This window comes from Sulfitobacter sp. 15WGC (genome assembly GCF_005068605.1).
In the GTDB taxonomy this organism is placed as follows: Bacteria; Pseudomonadota; Alphaproteobacteria; order Rhodobacterales; family Rhodobacteraceae; genus Sulfitobacter; species Sulfitobacter faviae.
In genome coordinates, this window is the sequence record NZ_SZNL01000017.1 from 6,919 (window position 1) to 27,243 (window position 20,325).

19 protein-coding genes are annotated in these 20,325 nt (G+C 63.3%); 10 read left to right on the plus strand and 9 right to left on the minus strand.

Translation table 11 applies throughout. The annotated features are described in order from the left end of the window. From FCK22_RS13985 to FCK22_RS14000, 4 genes are all read left to right on the plus strand, one after another. A partial coding sequence (locus tag FCK22_RS13985; RefSeq protein WP_136720522.1) for an ABC transporter permease occupies window positions 1–572 on the plus strand: 572 nt, incomplete at its 5' end. Continuing rightward, window positions 565–1,368: an ABC transporter permease gene (locus tag FCK22_RS13990; protein WP_136720514.1), complete on the plus strand. Its 804-nt coding sequence runs from the start codon at window positions 565–567 to the stop codon at window positions 1,366–1,368. The genes FCK22_RS13985 and FCK22_RS13990, both read left to right, overlap by 8 nt. A gap of 20 nt (window positions 1,369–1,388) precedes the next feature. Further along, a complete protein-coding gene (locus FCK22_RS13995) occupies window positions 1,389–2,408 on the plus strand; it encodes an extracellular solute-binding protein (protein ID WP_136720515.1) in 1,020 nt (339 codons plus the stop codon). Window positions 2,409–2,483: 75 nt separating this feature from the next. Further along, the gene (locus FCK22_RS14000) at window positions 2,484–4,172 is read left to right on the plus strand and encodes an amidohydrolase (RefSeq protein WP_067263820.1); all 1,689 of its coding nucleotides are present in this window, start codon (window positions 2,484–2,486) and stop codon (window positions 4,170–4,172) included. Between the two features lie 51 nt (window positions 4,173–4,223). Here the strand turns inward: FCK22_RS14000 and FCK22_RS14005 are convergent, their stop codons facing one another. Beyond that, window positions 4,224–5,852: an alkaline phosphatase family protein gene (locus tag FCK22_RS14005; RefSeq protein WP_067263819.1), complete on the minus strand. Its 1,629-nt coding sequence runs from the start codon at window positions 5,850–5,852 to the stop codon at window positions 4,224–4,226. Between the two features lie 197 nt (window positions 5,853–6,049). Between FCK22_RS14005 and FCK22_RS14010 the strand changes: the two genes are divergently transcribed. Then, window positions 6,050–7,072: an NAD-dependent epimerase/dehydratase family protein gene (locus FCK22_RS14010; RefSeq protein ID WP_067263816.1), complete on the plus strand. Its 1,023-nt coding sequence runs from the start codon at window positions 6,050–6,052 to the stop codon at window positions 7,070–7,072. A 9-nt stretch (window positions 7,073–7,081) separates the two neighbouring features. Here the strand turns inward: FCK22_RS14010 and ptsP are convergent, their stop codons facing one another. The 5 genes from ptsP to FCK22_RS14035 all read right to left on the minus strand — a co-directional run bounded on the left by ptsP (window position 7,082) and on the right by FCK22_RS14035 (window position 12,513). Further along, window positions 7,082–9,325, minus strand: coding sequence for a phosphoenolpyruvate--protein phosphotransferase (gene ptsP / locus FCK22_RS14015; RefSeq protein ID WP_067263814.1), 2,244 nt, complete (start codon window positions 9,323–9,325; stop codon window positions 7,082–7,084). Window positions 9,326–9,486: 161 nt separating this feature from the next. Then, window positions 9,487–10,725: an aspartate kinase gene (locus FCK22_RS14020; protein ID WP_136720516.1), complete on the minus strand. Its 1,239-nt coding sequence runs from the start codon at window positions 10,723–10,725 to the stop codon at window positions 9,487–9,489. A gap of 87 nt (window positions 10,726–10,812) precedes the next feature. Next, the gene (locus tag FCK22_RS14025; protein WP_067267817.1) at window positions 10,813–11,457 is read right to left on the minus strand and encodes an SDR family oxidoreductase; all 645 of its coding nucleotides are present in this window, start codon (window positions 11,455–11,457) and stop codon (window positions 10,813–10,815) included. 26 nt (window positions 11,458–11,483) lie between these two features. After that, window positions 11,484–11,951, minus strand: coding sequence for a DUF1178 family protein (locus FCK22_RS14030; RefSeq protein ID WP_067267815.1), 468 nt, complete (start codon window positions 11,949–11,951; stop codon window positions 11,484–11,486). A gap of 94 nt (window positions 11,952–12,045) precedes the next feature. Further along, window positions 12,046–12,513: an NUDIX hydrolase gene (locus FCK22_RS14035; RefSeq protein ID WP_067267814.1), complete on the minus strand. Its 468-nt coding sequence runs from the start codon at window positions 12,511–12,513 to the stop codon at window positions 12,046–12,048. 110 nt (window positions 12,514–12,623) lie between these two features. Between FCK22_RS14035 and modA the strand changes: the two genes are divergently transcribed. The 3 genes from modA to modC are packed head-to-tail and all read left to right on the plus strand — an operon-like array spanning window position 12,624 to window position 15,128. Next, window positions 12,624–13,361: a molybdate ABC transporter substrate-binding protein gene (gene modA, locus FCK22_RS14040; protein WP_067267812.1), complete on the plus strand. Its 738-nt coding sequence runs from the start codon at window positions 12,624–12,626 to the stop codon at window positions 13,359–13,361. After that, window positions 13,351–14,043 (plus strand): molybdate ABC transporter permease subunit, encoded by a 693-nt coding sequence (modB, locus tag FCK22_RS14045; protein ID WP_067267810.1) that lies wholly within the window; start codon window positions 13,351–13,353, stop codon window positions 14,041–14,043. The genes modA and modB overlap by 11 nt, the downstream gene beginning before the upstream one ends. Next, entirely contained in the window at window positions 14,040–15,128 is a 1,089-nt protein-coding gene (gene modC, locus FCK22_RS14050; RefSeq protein WP_067267809.1) for a molybdenum ABC transporter ATP-binding protein, read from the plus strand. Before modB ends, modC begins: the two co-directional genes overlap by 4 nt. Here the strand turns inward: modC and FCK22_RS14055 are convergent, their stop codons facing one another. Beyond that, window positions 15,129–15,896, minus strand: coding sequence for an EcsC family protein (locus FCK22_RS14055; protein WP_067267807.1), 768 nt, complete (start codon window positions 15,894–15,896; stop codon window positions 15,129–15,131). It abuts the gene before it with no gap. Between the two features lie 51 nt (window positions 15,897–15,947). Continuing rightward, window positions 15,948–16,427: an N-acetyltransferase gene (locus tag FCK22_RS14060; RefSeq protein ID WP_067267820.1), complete on the minus strand. Its 480-nt coding sequence runs from the start codon at window positions 16,425–16,427 to the stop codon at window positions 15,948–15,950. Window positions 16,428–16,532: 105 nt separating this feature from the next. On the opposite strand from FCK22_RS14060, the gene FCK22_RS14065 reads away from it, so the two are divergent. Beyond that, window positions 16,533–17,138: a flavin reductase family protein gene (locus FCK22_RS14065; RefSeq protein WP_067267806.1), complete on the plus strand. Its 606-nt coding sequence runs from the start codon at window positions 16,533–16,535 to the stop codon at window positions 17,136–17,138. Between the two features lie 289 nt (window positions 17,139–17,427). Here FCK22_RS14065 and FCK22_RS14070 read toward each other — a convergent pair whose 3' ends face one another. Next, window positions 17,428–19,059 carry a SulP family inorganic anion transporter gene (locus FCK22_RS14070; RefSeq protein ID WP_067267804.1) on the minus strand — a complete coding sequence of 544 codons (1,632 nt, stop codon included), beginning with the start codon at window positions 19,057–19,059 and terminating at the stop codon, window positions 17,428–17,430. Between the two features lie 266 nt (window positions 19,060–19,325). On the opposite strand from FCK22_RS14070, the gene FCK22_RS14075 reads away from it, so the two are divergent. Beyond that, window positions 19,326–20,198 carry an S-methyl-5'-thioadenosine phosphorylase gene (locus tag FCK22_RS14075; protein ID WP_067267802.1) on the plus strand — a complete coding sequence of 291 codons (873 nt, stop codon included), beginning with the start codon at window positions 19,326–19,328 and terminating at the stop codon, window positions 20,196–20,198. Window positions 20,199–20,325: the final 127 nt, after the last annotated feature.

Below are 20,325 nucleotides of genomic sequence, written 5' to 3' on the forward strand. Positions count from 1 at the left end.
CAAAAAAGCAGCGCGAATTCTGGATGTTGCTGATCATCATCCCCTTTTGGACGAACCTGCTGATCCGCACCTTCGCCATTCTGGAGTTGATCCGAAACGAAGGCACGGTGAATTCGATCCTCATCGCGCTTGGCATCATTGATGAGCCGATCCAAATGCTTTTCACCGAGTTTTCGATCATTCTGGGCATGGTGTACGTCTACCTGCCGCTCATGGTCCTGCCGATCTATGCCTCGCTTGAGCGGTTGGATTTCCGGCTCGTCGAAGCAGGCTACGACCTCTATGCGACGCGCTTTCACGTGCTACGCCGGGTCATCCTGCCGCTGGTGAAGCCGGGGGTGATCGCGGGGTCTATCCTCGTGTTGGTACCGTCGCTGGGAGCCTATGTGACGCCGCGCGTCATGGGCGGGGGCAATCAATTGATGATCGGCAATCTGATCGAATTGCAATTCGGGCAGGGGCGCAACTGGCCCTTGGGGGCGGCGCTGTCGATCACCTTGCTCGCCATTGTGATGGTGGCTCTGCTGGCCTATGTCCGCGCGGCGGGGAATGAGGAGGTGAAACATGGCTAATCGTGGCTTCGACATTCGCAAGCTTCCGGGCTTTTCCACCATCGCGATGGCATGTTTCTTCATGCTCTACATGCCGATCATCCTGCTGGTGGTCTATTCCTTCAACGCGGGCACCTCGGTCGCGATCTGGGAGGGGTTTTCTTGGCGGTGGTACGTCTCGGCTTGGGACAATGAGATGGTGCAGGAGGCCACGGTGCGCAGCCTCGTGATCGCCGTCTCCGCCGCGGCCATCTCGACCAGTGTGGCGGTGCTTGCCGCCCTCGGCACCACCCGCACGGGCAAGTTTCGGGGCCAGACCGCTGTCTTCGCGCTAATCCATCAGCCGCTCATGGTGCCCGAGATCGTGACCGCAGTGGCGCTGCTGATCTTCTTTGCCTCGATCAAGGTCGTCACGGGCTATACTGGCCTGATGTATCTGATCATCGCGCATTCGGCCTTTTGCATTCCCTTTGCCTATCTTCCGATCCGCGCACGGCTGCAAGGCATGGACCTGACCCTCGAACAGGCGGGGGCGGACCTTTATGGCACACCGTTTCAGGTCTTCCGCCATGTGACCCTGCCCCAGCTCTGGCCGGGGATCCTTGCCGGGGCGATGCTGGCCTTCGTGATCAGCCTTGATGACGTGGTCATAACCGAATTCGTGAAATCCGCCGGGCAGGATACCCTGCCAACCTATATGCTGGGCCAATTACGGCGGGTGGTGACACCTGAGATCAACGCAATATCGACCGTATTGCTCTTTATCTCCGTGACGATGGTGATCGCCTATACCCTGCTCAGCAAAGTCAAAAAATAATCAACCAACGGGAGCTTAAAATGAAAAAGACACTGACGGCACTTACCCTCATCCTCGCCGGGCCAGCCATGGCCGAGGGCGAGCTGAACATCTACAACTGGGGCAATTACACCAGTCCCGAGATGATCGAGAAGTTCGAGAAAGAGACCGGCATCAAGGTCACAATCACCGACTACGACAGCAACGATACAGCACTGGCCAAGATCAAAGCGGGCGGTCACGGCTTTGATATCGTCGTGCCCTCGGGCACCTATGTGCCAATCTTCGTGGGCGAAGGGCTTTTGATGGAAAGCAAGCCCAATGAGATGGAGAACTTCAAGAATATGGACCCGCAATGGGTCGATGTGGAGTTCGATCCGGGCCGCAATTACACCGTTCCGTGGCAGTGGGGCACCGTGGGCGTGACGGTAAACACCTCCGTTTATGATGGGGATATCAACACCGCCGCCGTGATCTTTGACCCGCCAGAAGAGTTGAAGGGCAAGATCAATGTGGTGCCCGAGATGAATGACGTGATGGGCATGGCGATCCACTTTGCGGGGGGGGAGCAGTGCACCGCCGACAAGGAAATGCTGAAGAAAGTCCGCGACATCCTGCGTGAGGCCAAGCCCAATTGGTTATCGATGGACTATGGCAATATCGAGAAATACGCCAAGGGTGACCTCGCCGCCGGGGTGAACTGGAACGGCGCCTCCTTCCGTGCGCGCAACCAGAACCCGGACATCGCCTTCGGCTACCCGCAAGAGGGCTATCCGGTCTGGATGGACAATGCCGCGATCCTGTCCGACGCTCAGAATGTGGAAGAGGCCAAGACCTTCCTCAACTTCATCATGGACCCGGAAAATGCTGCGATGCTGTCCGAGTTCGCTCGCTATGCCAATGGCATCAAGGGCTCCGAGGCGTTCATGCCAGAAGACATGAAGTCTGCCCCGGAAGTGGTGGTGCCAGAAGACCTGAAGGGGGCCGCCTATGTCGCCAAGGTCTGCCCGCCCGAGGCGCAAAAGCTCTACACCGCGATCTGGACCGACCTTCAGAAGTAACGCCAACCCGGCTCGATACACACATTGCGCCCCGGCCTTGGTCGGGGCGCGCATCGCAATAAGGACTTCAAGCCCATGTCGGCAGATATCGTCATCCATAACGGCGCGTTGGTCACCTTCGATCCGGACCAGCCTCATGCCAGCGCTCTGGCCATCACCGGCAACAAGATTGCGGCGGTCGGATCAGACGCTCAGATCATGGTGCTGATCGGCCCAACGACCAAGGTGATCGACGCGCAGGGCGGCACGGTGCTGCCCGGGTTCATCGACAGCCATGTGCATCTTTTTGGCGGATCGGTCGAACTGGAATATCTCAGCCTCTACGGCATCACCGGGCTGGAGGACATGCGCCAAGCCATCCTGCCCTATGCCGAGGCCAACCCCGAGGATAAGATGCTGTTCTGCGTCATGGCGGATTACGGCATTCTGGGCACCGGCAAGACCCTCACCCGCCATGATCTCGACGCCATCCTGCCCGACCGCCCGCTGGCGATGTTCGCCCCGGACCATCACACCGTCTGGGCCAATACCGCGGCATTAGAGGCGGCGGGGCTGTTGCAAGGCGGCACGGTCGATGCAGGCTCCGAGATCGTGATGGGGGATGACGGGCTTGCCAGCGGCGAATTGCTTGAGCCCGGCGCCTATAGTCCGATCCTGTCGCTCACCCGATATGGCGGCCGCGATATGCTGGGTCTCACCGCCGGGCGCGACCCCGAGCCGCCCGCCACACCGGCAGAACGTGAGATGGACAAGGATGTCATCGCACGCGGGCTGGCCCATTGCGCGGCGCAGGGCATCACCGGTCTGCATCTGATGGACGGCAACCGCTATCAACTCGAACTCCTGTCCGAGTTGGAGGCCGAGGGCCGCCTGCTCTGTCGCTGTCTTGTCCCCTTTCACCTCAAAGGCACGGACCCCGTTGCGCGGCTGGCCCGCGAAGCCCCTGCCCTGCGCGCCGATTTTCAAGGCGATAAGGTCCGCTGTAGCCACGTCAAAATGTTCATCGACGGGGTGATCGAAAGCGGCACCGCGCTGATGCTTCAGCCCTATCCGGGCAAAATGGGCAAAGACGGCAATTGCGGCGATGAGGTTTTCACCCAAGAGCATTTCGTCGCGGCCTGTGTCGAAGCGGATCGGCTAGGGTTTCAGATCGCTGTCCATGCCATCGGCGATGCCGCCGTGCGCCGCACCATCGACGCTTTCGAGGCTGCCCAAAAGGCAAATGGCAAACGGGACAGCCGCCACCGGATCGAGCATATCGAAGTGATCCACCCCGACGACATTCCCCGGCTTGCCGCCTTGGGCATCGTGGCCTCCCTCCAGCCCGGGCACGCCCCCCGCGGCCATATCTTTCCGCCTTCTGGGGTGGGCAACTACATCCATCCCCAGCAGATCGAAGGCGCCTATGCATGGCAAACCATTCGGGAGACAGGGGCCAAGGTCATTTTTTCGACCGACTGGCCCGTGATCCCGGTGGATGTGATGGCCACGGTCAAAGCCGCCATCGCGCCGCTGGACCTTGGAGAGACGTGGCCAGATCAAGCGCAAAGCCTGCAAGACACCCTCGCCAGCTATACCCGCGACAACGCTTGGGCGGAGTTCGCCGAGGACAGGCGGGGGCGGCTGGCAGAGGGCATGGACGCTGACATCGCGGTTCTGAGCCATGATCTGACCCAATGCCCTGCCGAGGCGGTCACCGATGTGAATGCGATTGCGGTGGTCATGGACGGTCAGATCACGTTTCAGCGGGGCGCTGCAGGCTGACGTTTTAAGAGCAGCTTAAGTTCAGGCATGGCGGCGCGGGCGCGGCCGGCCTCACCCCCCACCACCTTTCCCCGCCGCCGCCAAAACCTCGCGCAACTCATCCTCATTCCGGTAGCCGATTAGAATACCCGCCGTCGCCTCGCCCATCGTGGCATCGCTGGCTGCAATCTTGGCGTCGGTGATGGTGGTGCGCTGAGCGGTACGGCGCGTCCAGCGAAACAGCAGTTGCTCCAGCCGCGCGCGCTCAGGCGCGTGGGCGGGGTCGGCCCCCAGATCGACCAACTCATCGGGATCGCTTTCAAGATCGAACAGCATCGGGCCGAACCCTTCGGCAAAGACGTATTTCCACCGCCCGTCGAAGAGCATCGTCAGCTTGGCGTCCTTCACCTCGACCCCCAAGCGTTTGCGCACGTCGCGCTGCGCGTAGTCGTATTCCGAGACCACGAAATCGCGCAGCCCTTCGGCCTTGCCATGTAGCAGCGGCAAGAGGGATCGGCCTTCGATGATATGCGGCACGGCGGCGCCGCCGAAATAATCAAGGATGGTGGGCACCACGTCGATCGCCTCGACCAGTGCCGAGGATTTTGCGCCGCGGGTCGCATCGGCCTCGGGGCTAGGGTCGACGACGATCATCGGGATGCGCGCGGAGGGGTCGTGAAAAAGCTCTTTCTCCCCCATCCAGTGGTCGCCAAGGTAATCGCCGTGATCCGAGGTGAAGACAATCATCGTGTCATCCGCGACCCCCTCTTCGGTCAGGAACGCCATCAGCCGGCCGATCTGGTCGTCGAGCTGTTTGATCAGCCCCATATAGGCGGTCAGAACCCGGCTTCGGGTGGCATCATCGGCAAAGGCTTGAGAGACGCGCTCCTGCATGAATGCGCCATAGACGGGATGCGGGTCGCGCTTTTCCGCCGCGCTGCGCACCGGGTCCAGATGGCGCTCAGGCCCATAGAGATCATGGTAGGGCGCGGGGACGATATAGGGCCAATGCGGTTTGATATAGCTCAGGTGCAGGCACCACGGCTGATCGCCGGCCTCGCGGATGAAATCCATGGCGCGGCCCGTGATATAGGGTGTCTCACTATCTTCATCCGCCGCGCGGGCCGGTTTGTCGGCGTGGTCCAGAAACCAGCCGCTCAGGATATTGCCCTCTGCGTCCTCGGCGCTGTTGGCGACGGAATGCCAGGGGTTCTCATCCTGCCACCCGCGGTCCTTCATATGCGCGTCATAGGCGGAGTTGCGGGCGTAGGGCCCGCCGTCGGGGTGCAGGCCGTCGTCACGCTCATAGGGTTCGAACCCGCATTCCGAAATCAGCACGCCAATCTCGCTGTCGGGCGACAGGCCAAGGCGGCGCAGCCCTTCGATATCGGCGGCCATATGGGTCTTGCCGCAAAGCGCCGTGCGCACACCCAAGGGGCGCAGATGGTCGCCCAGCGTCATCTCCCCCACCTTCAGGGGGATGCCATTCCAAGTTGACCCATGCGAGCTGACATAGCGGCCCGTATAGAACGACATGCGCGAGGGGCCGCAAATCGGCGATTGCACATAGGCGCGGTCAAAAAGCACCCCGCGCGCGGCCAACGCATCGATATGCGGCGTGTGCAGATGCGGATGGCCGGTGCAGGAGAGGTAATCCCAGCGAAGCTGGTCGCACATGATGAAAAGAACGTTCTTGGGCATGGGCCGCTTTCCCTGTGATGGTCCTTCGCGCGCCCTGCCCGCGAAGCATTTCGTCGTGCCGCGACTTGATTTTGGCTCGCCTGCCAATGCTTTGCAGTTTCTTAGCCAAGTTTAACCAAATTTTTAGCATTCACGGCCCAACCTTTACCAGGACGATGGGAAAGGCAACTCAAGCCGCGCAAAGCGAGGATGCCAGAATGGACAGCACGCAAAGGATACTTGTCACCGGCACGGGCGGTTTCATCGGTTTTCACCTTGCCCGGCTGTTGCTGGCCGAAGGCGCGCGGGTGCAGGGCTATGATGGGATGACCGATTACTACGATGTCGCCCTGAAACAACGCCGCCACGCGATGCTGCTTCAGCATGAGCATTTCACCACCAAAGAAGCCCTGCTGGAAGACCGCGAGACCTTCGACGCGCTGGTCGATGACTTTGCCCCCGACATGATCGTGCACCTTGCCGCACAGGCGGGCGTGCGTCATAGCATCGACCACCCCCGCGCCTTTCTGGAGGCGAATATCACCGGCACCTTCAACGTGATGGAAGCCGCGCGGCGGTTGGAGGTGAAACACCTGCTCATGGCCTCCTCCTCGTCAATCTACGGGGCCAATACCGATATGCCTTTCGCCGAGGCCGGGGCCACCGACCGGCCCCTGTCGATCTACGCCGCCACGAAAAAGGCGAATGAGGGGATGGCCCATGCCTATGCGCATCTCTGGGGTCTGCCGACGACGATGTTTCGGTTTTTCACCGTCTACGGGCCTTGGGGTCGGCCCGACCTTGCCTTGAGTAAATTCGTCGACGCGATCCTCGATGGCCGCCCGATCGACATCTACAACCACGGCGAGATGTACCGCGATTTCACCTGCGTCGACGATCTGGTGCGCGCCATCCGGCTGCTGATGGATTGCGTCCCGCCGCAACCGGGCACGGCGCCACCGCCGCCGGACTGGGATTCGCTCTCCCCCGCGGCCCCCTACCGTGTGGTGAATATCGGCAATTCCGAAAAGGTGCGCCTGCTGGATTTCGTCGAGGCGATCGAAGCCGCGCTCGGCAAGCGGGCGGTCCGTAATTACATGGGGATGCAGATGGGTGACGCCCCCGCCACATGGGCCGATGCGGCCCTGCTACATAGGCTCACCGGCTACCGCCCACAGACCGGCATTCACGAAGGCATCGCGCGTTTCGTCGCTTGGTTTCGGGACTATCACGGCAGATAGCCGCAGCGCTCAATGCTGGTGCTGCTGGCGGACGTAGTCCATCACCGCGCCCCTGACCGACATCTCGCCCTGCTCTCGTGCGGCATGGATGACCGCGCGCACGTCGTCGAGATTGCAACGCCGCAGCAGGCTTTTGACCGGCCCGATGGAGGCCGGGCGCATCGACAGGGTCTTGAGCCCGATGGCCGCGAAACACAGCGCCTCGACCGGGCGGCCCGCATCCTCCCCGCAAAAAGACAGCGCAGTATCTGTTTCGGCGCAGCGTTCTACGATGCCCTCAAGGAAGGTCAGGAAAGAGACGTTCAGCGTGTCATAGCGCCGCCGCACACGCTCGTTCTCACGGTCGGCGGCGAAAAAGAACTGCTTGAGATCATTGCCCCCGATCGACAGGAACTCGACCTCCTCAAAGAATTTCTTTGGGGCAAAGGCGAGGCTGGGGGTCTCTAGCATAGCGCCGACCTCCAGCTTTTCAGGCAGGACATGGCCCAGAATACGCTCTCGCTCCATCGCCTTGTCGACCTCGGCCCGTGCGGCGCGGAACTCCTCGAACTGGGCGATAAAGGGGAACATCACCGCCAGCGGGCGGCCCGCGGCGGCGCGGATCAGGGCCTGCAACTGCATCCGCATGACACCGGGCTTATCCAGCCCCACCCGGATCGCGCGCCAGCCGAGGGCCGGGTTCGGCTCATCATGGGGCTTCATATAGGGCAGCACCTTGTCCGACCCGATGTCGAGCGTACGAAAGACCACGCGGCGGCCATGGGCGGCATCGAGCACGCGGGCATAAAGCGCGGCAAGCTCGGTCCGGCGGGGCATCTGGTTGCGCACCAGAAACTGCAATTCGGTGCGGAAGAGCCCGACCCCTTCGGCCCCCGACCCTTCGAGCGAGGGCAGATCGGCCATCAGACCTGCGTTCATCTGTAGGCTGATGATCCGCCCGCATTTCGTCTCAGCCGGTTTGTCGCGGATCGAGGCATAGCGTTCCTGCGCCGCCGCCTGCATCGCGATCTTGTCGCGAAAGGCCGTGGCCACGGTATCGTCCGGGCGCAGATGCACCACGCCCTGCTCACCATCGACCATGATGTGATCACCGTTCAGCGCGTCATTGGTCACGCGGCTGGCATGGACGATCAGCGGAATCGCCAGTGCTCGCGCGACAACAGCGGCGTGCGAGCCGACCGAGCCGCCCTCCAGCACGATGCCGCGCAGCGACCGCCCGTAATCCAGCAGTTCCGCCGGGCCGATGTTGCGCGCCACGAGGATCGGATCGACCGGCATCTCGGCCCCGGTATCGCTGCCCTGCCCCGTCAAATTGCGCAGCAAGCGGTTCGACAGATCATCCAGATCCGACAACCGCTCGCGCAGGTAGGCATCATTGACCTGCCCCAGACGGGCGCGGGCCATAGATTGCTCTTTCTCGACCGCGGCCTCAGCACTCAGCCCGCTTTGAATATCCTCCACCATGCGCCGCATCCAGCCTTTGGAATTGGCGAACATGCGGTAGGCTTCGAGCACCTTCTGCTGCTCTTTGTCGGCGGTAAGGCTTAACAATTGGTCAACGCTGAGCCGCAATTGCTCAACCGCTTCGGTCAGCCGCTCCGTCTCGCGTTCAGGGTCATCGGCAATGGGGTTGGAGACCACCACCCGCGGCTCATGCAGCCAGACGTGCCCCTCGGCCACGCCTTCCTGCCCCACGGTGCCGCGCAGCAGCACCGGCTGGCTATGCCGGGCCGACATCGCAGCCCCCTCGCCGACAAAGGCGCCAAGCTCGGCCATTTCGGCCAGCACCATCGCGACAACCTCAAGCGCATAGACCTCATCGGCGGAGAACTCCCGCGCGACTTTCGACTGCACCACCAGAACACCCAGCGTCTCACCCAGACGTTGCACCGGCACCCCAAGGAAGGAGGAATAAATCTCCTCCCCCGTCTCGGGCATGAAGCGGAAACCGGCGGCTTGGGGCGCATCGGGCGTGTTAATGACCGTGCGCCTCTTGGCGACCCGACCGACCAGACCTTCGCCCAGTTTCATGCGCGTTTCGTGCACCGCCGCTTCGTTCAGCCCTTCGGTGGCACAAAGCTCAAGCGTGTCTTCGTCGCGGAACAGATAGATCGAGCAGACTTCGCAGCCCATGGAATTGGCGATCAACTGGGTGATCTTGTCCAGCCGCGCTTGGCCCGCCACATCGCTGGCCATCGCATCACGCAGCCGCCCCAGCAGCTTGCGGCTTTCTGTCTCAACCCGTTCGGCCATATGATCCGGTCCCTGTCCCTCTGGAGCAGGGTTTAGCGCACTCGCGCAAGGATAGAAATGCTATTCGCGCCATACCCTACATCCTCAGCCAGCATATCGGCGGGATGCTGCAGATTTACGCAAGGGGTCACCTTGCGTAAAACCCGTGTCATCGCAGGTGTTTAGGCCGCTTTATCAAGCTCGAAAGCGTCGTGCAGGGCTTGCACGGCCAATTCCATATACTTGCGGTCGATCAACACGCTGATCTTGATCTCAGAAGTGGTGATCACCTTGATGTTGATCCCCTCGTCCGAGAGCACCTTGAACATCTTGGCGGCCACGCCGGTATGGCTGCGCATGCCGATCCCCACCACGGAAACCTTGGCCACGGCCTTGTCGGCGATCAACTCCTGATAGTTGATGATCCCCTCTTCATGGGCCTTTTCCATCGCCTTTTCAGCGCGGATCACCTGATCGACGGGGCAGGACCACGTCATATCGGTGCGCCCCTCTTCGGAAATGTTCTGAACGATCATATCGACGTTCACGCCGCCCTCGCTGAGCGCGGTAAAGATCGTCGCGGCGATGCCGGGGCGGTCCGCCACGGACACCAAGGTCATCTTTGCCTCATCACGGGAAAACGCGACCCCGGCCACCACATTGCTTTCCATGATTTCCTCCTCATCGCAGACGAGCGTCCCGGCGTCGTCAGATTGTTCTTCGAAACTGCTCAGCACCCGCAGTTTAACCTTGTAGCGCATCGCCAGTTCGACCGAACGGGTCTGCAAAACCTTCGCCCCGAGAGAGGCCAGTTCCAGCATCTCTTCAAAGGAAATCTTGTCAAGTTTGCGGGCCTTGGATTCGACCCGCGGGTCGGTGGTGTAGACACCATCGACGTCGGTATAGATATCGCAGCGCTCCGCGCCAAAGGCGGCGGCAAAGGCGACGGCGGTTGTATCAGACCCGCCCCGGCCCAGCGTGGTGATCCGGCCCTGCGGGCTGATGCCCTGAAAACCTGCGACCACGGCCACCTTCATGCCTTCGCCGAACTTGGCGTTGATGTTGTCGGTGGGGATCTCTTCGATCCGCGCGGCGGAATGGGCATCGGTGGTGCGCACCGGCACCTGCCAGCCCTGCCACGAGCGTGCGGGCACGTCCATTTCCTGCAAAGTCAGCGCCATCAGGCCAGCGGTGACATTCTCCCCGCTCGACACGATGGCGTCATATTCGCGCGCATCATAGAGCGGCGAGGTCTCATTGACGAAGCCCACCAGCTTGTTCGTCTCGCCCGACATGGCGGATACGATGACGATCACGTCATAGCCCTTGGCCACCTCGACGCCGACGCGCTTTGCCGCGCGGCGGATACGGTCCAAAGTGGCAACCGAAGTCCCACCAAATTTCATAACCAGAACAGGCATATTGTCCCCCGCGCAACAGTCCAGCGCGGTCTAAGCCCACGGCACGGCAAGGGCAAGCCTATTTAACATGACGTTATGTAGCGCCGCCTAGAACGGATGCGCGCGGCCATCCCATGTTTCGAAACAACCCGTTTGGGCGAGGTCCAGAGCGGCGATCCGCCCGGCGAGCCCCTGTGCGGAGTCCTCAACGCTGATCTCGCCCTGATCGCCACCCATATCGGTGCGCACCCAGCCGGGGTGGTAAATGCCCACCGAGATGCCCTCGGGCTTTAGATCCACCGCCAGATTGCGCCCCAGATTGATCGCCGCCGCTTTGGAGGCGCGGTAGATATAGCTGCCCCCCGGCGCCCGCGTCTGCGACCCCATCTGCGAGGCAATGATCGCGATTTTCGCCCCCTGCGCCGCCCGCAGGTTGGGCAGCAGGGATTGCACGGTGAGGAAAACCCCGGTCACATTGGTCGCAAAGCTCTGCGCCCAGAGGTCGGGGCCAAAGCCGGTATCCAAGCCATCGCCCTTGTCGAGATACACACCCGCATTGCAGATCAGCAGGTCCAGCGGACGGTCTTGCAGGCTTGCGGCGAAGGACGCGTGGCTTGCCGGGTCGGTCACGTCCAGCACGGCCTGCGCGCCTGCGCCGCGTGCGGTGCCGATCACCTCTTCGCCCGCGTCTTTATACTGGCGGGCCAGCGCCGCGCCGATGCCGCGGCTGGCGCCGGTGATAACGATGGTCATGGGCGATCCTTTATGAAAACGGGCCTTTAGGAAAGTTGGCGTTTGGGTTTGAACGGGAGCGGCATCAGGGGCACACCCTCCGCCACCAAGGCCCGCGCCTGATCCAAGCGCGCCTCGCCATAGATCGGGCGCTCGGGGCTGCGCCCTGCGTGCATGTCCCGCGCCTCGCGCACGAAATTCTTGCCGACGTAATCGGAGGTGGATTCGACCTTTTTGCGCAGGGCGCTCAGCGCCTTTTCCACATCACTTGCCGGATTGGACAGGGCCGGAGCCGGTGTCTCGGCGGGTTGCGGTTCTTCTGCCGCTTCCGGCGCAGCCGGAGCGCTGCCGCCCGAGGTGACCCGCGGGGCCATCAGCGATTTGCTCACCTCCGTCGACCCGCAGACCGCGCAGCTCAGATGGCCCGCACGGGCGAGGCTGTCAAAGGCTGCCGCGGATTGGAACCAACTTTCGAAACCATGCCCGGCTTCGCATTTCAGTGCATAACGGATCATTCGCCCGGTCCTCAAACTCTCTGCTTTAAATGGGCTGCAGCGCGAAAGAGGTCAAGACAAGCGCGGGCGCGGCGCGCATCGAAACGCCGCGCGGTCAGCCTGCCAAACCACCGCTGCGCGGATCGAAATCTCGGATCAGCCGCGCCAGATCGGGGGCCTCCACCAGCCGGGCGGCCTTGCGGCGCGAACACCACATCCGCTTGCGCTGTCCCTTCTCGGGGAAGTGTTTGGCCAGCGCCTTGACCTTCACCGGGTAGAGCATCGCCAGACAGGGCAAGGTCCCATCCGCGCCGGTTTTGGCATAGCTATAAACGCCCAGACATTGCCCCCGCGCCTGCCCCACAACGCCGCCTTCCTCCCAAGCCTCGACCAAGGCCGAGGCGGCGGGGGTCTTGCCCTCCATCGGCCAGCCCTTGGGAATGATCCAACGTTTGCTCCCGCGCGAAGTGATCAGCAGGATCTGCAACTTGCCCCGTTTACGACGCCAGCAAAGCGCCGCGAATTGAATGCGCAGCTCATCCTTCTGTCCGCCGTTCAAGGATATCGGAGCCTGTTTCACCATCCGTTGCAGCCGCGCCCCTTGGCAGGTTGTTTCCCCTTGACCCTAGCGCGGCGATCCCCGTCTGGCCATATCCCCTTGCCCCCTTTCATCGCATCAAAGATACTACCAAAATGATAAGATTTTCCGCTCTTCTGACCGTGCTTTGCAGCCTTGCCCTGCCCCTTCGGGCCGAGGCGCCCGTGACGGTCTTTGCCGCCGCCAGCCTGCGCGGCGCGTTGGAGGAGGTCACGGCGGATTTCCCCGCGCCGGTGGTGCTGTCTTACGGCGGGTCGGGCACGATGGCACGGCAAGTCGCCTCCGGAGCGCCCGCCGATGTGGTCTTGCTGGCCAATAGCGACTGGATGACATGGCTCGCGGACAAAGGCGTGGAGGGGGCAGAGACTGCGCAGATCATCGCCCGCAACCGGCTCGTTTTAATTGCCCTCGCCGACAGCGCGCCGCTGGCCGATCCCGCCGAGATGCCCGCCCGGCTTGGCCCCGAGGGGCGGCTTGCCATGGGGCAACGCGATGCCGTTCCCGCAGGCAGCTATGCCCGTGCATGGCTCACCCATGCGGGGCTTTGGCAGCGGCTGCAAAGCCGCTTGGCCGAGACCGACAATGTCCGCGCCGCATTGGCCTTGGTCGCGCGAGGCGATGCGCCGCTTGGCGTGGTCTATGCCAGCGACGCGCAGGCCGAGCCGGCGGTGCAGACCGTCTATGAGGTGCCCGCCGAGGCCCATGCCCCGATCACCTATCCCGCCGCCGCATTGACGCCCGAGGGCAAGACGCTGGTCGATTTCCTGACCACCGAGGCGGCACAGGCGATCCTTGTGGACCACGGGTTCCTTCGGGCCGATCATGGATCTTGATGCCGCCGCTTGGAGCGCGCTGTTGCTGTCGCTGCGGGTGGCCAGCGTGGCGATGCTCTGCTCCCTGCCGCTGGCGCTTTGGGTGGCGTGGATCCTCGCCCGGAAGGAGTTTCGCGGCAAAGGTGTGGTGAGCGCGCTGGTCCATCTGCCGCTGGTGCTGCCGCCGGTGGTGACGGGCTATCTGCTGCTGCTCAGCTTTGGCCGCAACGCCCCTTTGGGCCGCCTGTTAGAGAGCCTCGGCATTGGTCTTGCCTTTCATTGGACGGGCGCGGTGCTGGCCGCGCTGATCATGGGCTTCCCGCTCATGGTTCGCGCCATGCGGCTGGCGATCGAAGCGGTCGACCCCCGGATCGAAGACGCCGCCGCCACCTTGGGCGCGCCGCGCCTGAGCGTATTTTGCCGCGTCACCCTGCCGCTGATCTTTCCCGGCATCCTCGCCGGGGCGGTGATGGGCTTTGCCAAGGCGATGGGTGAATTCGGCGCCACGATCACCTTTGTCGCCAATATCCCCGGCCAGACCCAAACCCTGCCAAGCGCGATCTGGACAGCCTTGCAGGTGCCCGGCGGTGAGAACCGTGCGCTGGCGATGGCCGCGCTGGCCGGGCTGGTGGCGCTGGCCGCCGTGCTGCTCTCCGAAGCCTTGGCGCGGCGGGTCGCCAAACGCATTTCGGGGGCGCGCTGATGCTAGAGGTCACGCTGCGCCATGGGTTCGACGGCTTTGATCTGGACCTTTCTTTCACCACCCAAGGCGGAATCACCGCGCTCTTTGGCCGCTCCGGCGCGGGCAAGACGACGGTGATCAATGCGCTTGCCGGATTGCTGCGCCCCAGTGCCGGGCGCGTGGTGCTGGACGGTGAGGTGCTTTTGGATACGCAGCGCGGCATCTGGGTGCCGCCGCATCGCCGCAGGCTGGGCTATGTCTTTCAAGACGCGCGGCTTTTTCCTCATTTGGACGTACGCGGCAACCTGACCTTCGGCGCGCGCTATGCGCCCCGCGGCAGCCAAGGTGCGGGTTTTGCCGATGTCGTGGCACTTCTGGGGCTTGAGCCCCTGCTCGGCCGTGCCCCGGCAACGCTTTCAGGCGGAGAAAAACAGCGCGTCGCCCTTGGTCGCGCCCTGCTGTGCCATCCGCGCATGCTGCTGATGGACGAACCGCTGGCCAGCCTTGACGGTCCGCGCAAGCAAGAGATCCTGCCCTATCTCGAACGGCTGCGCGACGGGGGGTTGGGCCTGCCAATCCTCTACGTCAGCCACGCGGTGGACGAGATCGCCCGCCTCGCCGATCGCTTGGTGCTGCTGCAAAACGGGCGGTTGAAGGCGCAGGGCGCCCTGTTTGACGTGATGGCCGACCCCGCCGCCGTGCCGCTGCTGGGCGTGCGCGAGGCGGGCGCAGTGTTGGAGGCCGATGTCATTGCCCATGCCGAAGACGGGCTTTCGACCCTCGCCGTGCGGGCGGGGCAGTTGGAGCTTCCCGGCGTGCAAGCGCCGGTGGGCGCGCGGGTGCGGCTGCGGGTCTTGGCGCAGGATGTGATCCTGTCGCGCGCGCGGCCCGAGGGGCTGTCTTCGGTCAACATCCTGCCCGTGCGGGTCGAGGCCGTGCATCCCGGCGACGGCCCCGGTGCGGCCATCGCGCTCGACGCAGGCGGAGACCGCCTTTTGGCGCGGGTGACAGCGCGGGCGGTCCGCGACCTTGATCTGCGCGCGGGCATGAGCTGCTATGCCATCCTCAAGGCCACCACCGTAGCCCCGGGCAGCATCGGGCGCTGATCATAGTTTGGGCGGCGTCCTGCCCATTTTCTTGCGTAGGCGGGCGACCAGTTCCTCTTGCGGGATATCCGCCTCAATCGCCAGTTTGCGCAGGCCGAAATGCACATGGGCCATGTCCTGATAATAGCTGGTATAGGCATAGTTCGTCGCAGCCCCAGCCACTGCACCCAGCACCGGCACCGCCTGCGCCGCAAGCTTTTGCCCCAGCACCAGCGCCAGACGCGGCGCCACCCGGGCGATCACCGCATTCATCGCGCGGCCCGTGAGCGCCATGCGCACGGTAAGAAACCCCAGATCGGCGCTATCGTCATCCGCCAGCGGCCCGGCGGCGGTAAAGACATGCACGCAGTCGAACTGCACATTCTCCGCCGAGGGATCGAACCCATGTTCCGCCGCCACCCCTTGGATGACCCGCAACAGCAGCGTGGTGGTCACCGGCAGTTCAGCCAATGCGGTCGGCAGCCCCCCGGCCCCGCCTGCGGCGCCCATCGCGGTCGAGACGGCTTGGTTCAGCCAGCTCTGTTGGTCTTTCACATAGCTGCGGCTGGAATGGGCGGCCTGCATGGCATGGCTAAGCGCCTTCATCGTCGCCCCTTCGAGGTTGCGGCGCACCGCCCCCGGCAAACGGTCGATCAACCCATCCGCGCTGCCGCCGATGAGGTTGAGCACATGGATGCCCACGCCACCCGCCTGTTTATACCGGCGGGCGATCTCATCCAGCCGGGCATCGACATCAATGGTGCTGGGCAGGTTGCTTTCGATCTGCATGGGCGTCCCTCTTTGAGCTTAGGCTCAATGTGGGTCGCGAGCGGGGTAAAATCAATCGTGCCAGCGGCGAACCTTGCCTGTCACCCCGGCCCAAGCCCCCTCGGTCAAGGCGCGGCCCAAGATGCGCGCGGGGTTCGTGGGCGGCGGCATCTCGACACCCTGCAACAGGGCAAAGCCGAAGCGGTTGTAATAGGGCGCGTCGCCCACCAGCATCACCCGCTCCCAGCCCAGGGGGGGCGCCTGCGCAAGCGAGGTCTCGATCAGCCCCGCGCCCAGCCCTTCGCCCTGCCTTGTGGGGTGCACCGCCACCGGCCCCAGCAAAAGCGCTTTCGCCGCGCCGATGCGCACGGGCCAATAGCGGATCGCCCCGGCCAGAATCCCACCGCTATCGCGCGCCACATGGTTCAGCCCCGCCACCGGCGGCACGCCATCGCGCAGACGGTAAGACGACAGCGCCTCGCGCCCCGGCGCGAAACAGGTGTCATAGAGCGCTTCGACCTCCCAATGGTCGCCGGGCACCTCCGGGGTCATCTTGTAGGGCGTCTGATGCAAGGCCGGAGGCTTTCGGGAGCAATTGCGGGTGGCGCTGGACGTAGCATGAGGCTAGCCATGGGTGCAAACCATCAAGGAGTGTACATGTTCTATCGTCCCGAAGACGGCCATGGTCTGCCGCATAACCCGTTCAACGCCATCATCAGCCCCCGCCCGATCGGCTGGATCTCCACCCGTGATGGTGCGGGCCGCGACAACCTCGCGCCCTATTCCTTTTTCAACGCCGTCGCCTATGTGCCGCCGCAGGTGATGTTCGCCTCGACCAGCGCCAAGGAAGACGTGGACGGCACCAAGGATTCCGTGGCCAACATCCGGGAGACCGGGGTGTTCTGCGTGAACGTGGTGGAATATGCGGCGCGCGACGTGATGAACGTGAGTTCTGCCATGCTGCCTCATGGCGAGGATGAATTCGCCCGCGCCGGGATCGACAAGGCCGAGTGCGAACAGATCGCCTGTGCGCGGGTGGCCAATGCGCCCGCGAGCCTCGAGTGCAAGCTGACCCAGATCGTGCAACTGCCGGGCGAGGCGAATTTCGCGGTTTTCGGTGAGGTCGTGGGCGTGCATATGCGCGACGATTGCGTGGTCGACGGGCGGTTCGACGTGACCCGTTTCCAGCCGCTGTCGCGTTTGGGGTACCGCGATTACACAGTGGTGCGGGATGTGTTCGAATTGAAGCGGCCGGATGATTGATGAGGGCCATCGCCTGCCCGCGGGTCGGCGATGCAACGCTAGGGTCGTGCCACTTTATGGCTCAGCCGTGATGTGCCTTCTCAGTGTCACACCTAGCCTCACCAAATCGCCTACCCGGTCGCACCGGAGGTGCGCTCAGAATAATACGGCACGCCTTTGGCGTGACGGGCGGGCAGGCGATGGCCCGGCGCCTGCGGCTTGTCCCGGGCCGGCTGGCAAACTTGACCGAAAAGTTGCTGACTAAGAAGGCTACAAAAAACCCGGCACCTCTCGGCGCCGGGTTTTCCATTCAGTGTCCGCCCAGAACCCCGGTGCGCACATCGTAATCAACCGCCAATTCGTAATCGGGGTCGTCATCGCTATCGACCATCAAATGCCCCGCCTTGTTCAGCAGACGGTGACAATCCCGGCTGAGGTGGCGCAGTTGCAAGCGCTTGCCCGCGGCCTCGTATTTCGCGGCCATCGCTTCGATCGCCTGAAGCGCGGATTGGTCCACCACCCGGCTGTCGGCGAAATCGACGATCACCACCTCGGGGTCGTTCTCCACGTCGAAAAGCTCGGCAAAGCCATCGGAAGAGCCGAAGAACAGCGGCCCGTGGATCTCATATACCTTGGCCCCCTTCTCGGTCACCGATTCCCGCGTGGTCGCGTGGATGCGCCGGGCGTTGTTCCATGCATAGGCCAGCGCCGAGACGATCACGCCGACGACCACCGCCACGGCGAGGTCTTCCATCACGGTCACCACGGTCACCAGAATGATGACGAAAGCGTCCATCAGCGGCACTTTGCGCAGGATGGTCAGGGAGTTCCACGCGAAGGTGCCGATCACCACCATGAACATCACGCCCACCAGAGCGGCCAGCGGAATAAGCTCGATCACCGAGGAGCCGACGAGGATGAAGAGCAACAAGAACACCGCCGCCGCGATCCCGGCGACACGGGTGCGACCGCCGGATTTCACGTTGATCATGCTTTGCCCGATCATCGCACAGCCGCCCATGCCGCCGAAGAAACCGGTGACCGTATTGGCCACACCTTGGGCGATACATTCTTGGCTCGCGCCGCCGCGCTTGCCCGTCAGGTCACCGACGAGGTTCAGGGTCAGCAGGCTTTCAATCAGACCGATGGCAGCGAGGATGACGGCGTAAGGCAGGATGATCTCAAAGGTTTCCCAAGTCAGCGGCACCATGGGGATATGCAAGCTCGGCAAGCCACCTTGGATCGACGCCAAGTCACCCACCCGCGGCACGTCGAGGCCGAAACCGATCACCACGGCGGCAATCACGCCGATGCCCGCAAGCGGCGCGGGGATCACCTTGGTGATGCGCGGGGTGATCCAAATGATCGCCATGGTCGCAGCCACCAGCACCAGCATGAGGTAGAGCGGCTGGCCCGAAAGCCATTCACCACCGCCCACGCCATGACCGGTGTCGACCATGGTGCCCGGCACTTTGAACTGGCTCATCTGGGCGAGGAAAATCACGATGGCGAGGCCGTTGACAAAGCCCAGCATCACCGGATGCGGCACCAGCCGGATGAACTTGCCCCATTGCATGACGCCCGCGAAAATCTGCAACAGCCCCATCAACACGACGGTGGCAAAGAGGTATTCGACCCCGTGCTGCGCCACCAGCGCCACCATGACCACGGCGAGCGCCCCGGTCGCGCCCGAGATCATCCCGGGCCGCCCACCGATCAGCGCGGTGATGAGACCCACGAGAAAGGCGGCATAGAGCCCGACCAGCGGGTGCACACCGGCGACGAAGGCGAAGGCCACCGCCTCGGGCACCAGCGCCAGCGCCACGGTCAGCCCCGACAGCAGTTCGATCCGCAGCCGCCCGATGGAGAAACCGTCATCCGGCATCCAACGCAGATCGGTCACATCGAGGTTCTTGGCGAAATTGTGCAGCGTGGCGCGCATGGGGGCGTCCTTTGACTTTCGGAAAACGGATAGAGCGCCCTGACCGCGGATGCGGGGCGCTTTTGGCTGCACCTAGAGGAATTTCGCCGCAAAGAAAAGCATCTTGGCGATTGGGCCACGGAAGTTGCTGCATTGCAGAAACACTTTCACCCCCTCCCCTGACGCAGTCGTGTCTTGCTTCTCGGCAAAAACACTTGATCCCCGTGGCATTCTATGAGGTTCTTTGACCCTTACCCGCAACCATCCAAGGCACAGGCTTACCCCTCATGACAGATACGAAAATCGCCGTGATCGGCGGCTCCGGCATTTACGACATCGACGGGCTTCAGGATGCCGATTGGGTCACCGTGGAGACCCCATGGGGCGCACCCTCGGATCAAGTGCTGACCGGCACGCTGGATGGGGTCGCCATGGTCTTTCTGCCACGCCATGGCCGCGGGCATGTGCATACGCCAACCTCCGTCCCCTACCGCGCGAATATCGACGCGCTGAAACGGCTGGGCTGCACGGATGTGATCAGCGTCTCGGCCTGCGGGTCGTTCCGCGAGGAGATGGCCCCGGGCGACTTCGTGATCGTCGACCAATTCATCGACCGCACCATGGCGCGCGAGAAGAGCTTCTTCGGCCCCGGCTGCGTGGCCCATGTCTCGGTCGCCCATCCCACCTGTCCGCGCTTGGGGGACGCCTGCGAGACCGCAGCACGAGACGCGGGCATCAACGTGCACCGGGGCGGCACCTATCTGGCGATGGAGGGGCCCCAGTTCTCAACGCTTGCGGAATCCAAGATGTACCGCGACAGCTGGGGGGCGGATGTGATCGGCATGACCAATATGCCCGAGGCGAAACTCGCCCGCGAGGCGGAGCTTTGCTATGCCAGTGTCGCAATGATCACCGATTACGACAGCTGGCACCCGGACCACGGCGAGGTGGATGTGACGCAGATCATCGCCACGCTGATGGGCAACGCCGACAAGGGCCGCGCCATGGTCTCGCGCCTGCCCGCGCTTCTGGGGGCCGCGCGCGCGCCCTGCCCGCACGGCTGTGACCGGGCGCTGGAATTTGCGATCCTGACCCAGCCGGATGCGCGCGATCCGGAACTGCTGGCCAAGCTGGATGCGGTGGCGGGGCGGATGCTTTGACCGCAGGCGGCGGCTCTGCTTGGCGGAGGGCGGAAGGTATTTAAGAAAGGATGAAGGGAGGGGGTTGGCGCCCCTTCTTGGATGTTGTGCGGCGGGCGCAGATGGGGGGTTCGCCCGGGCGGCGCGT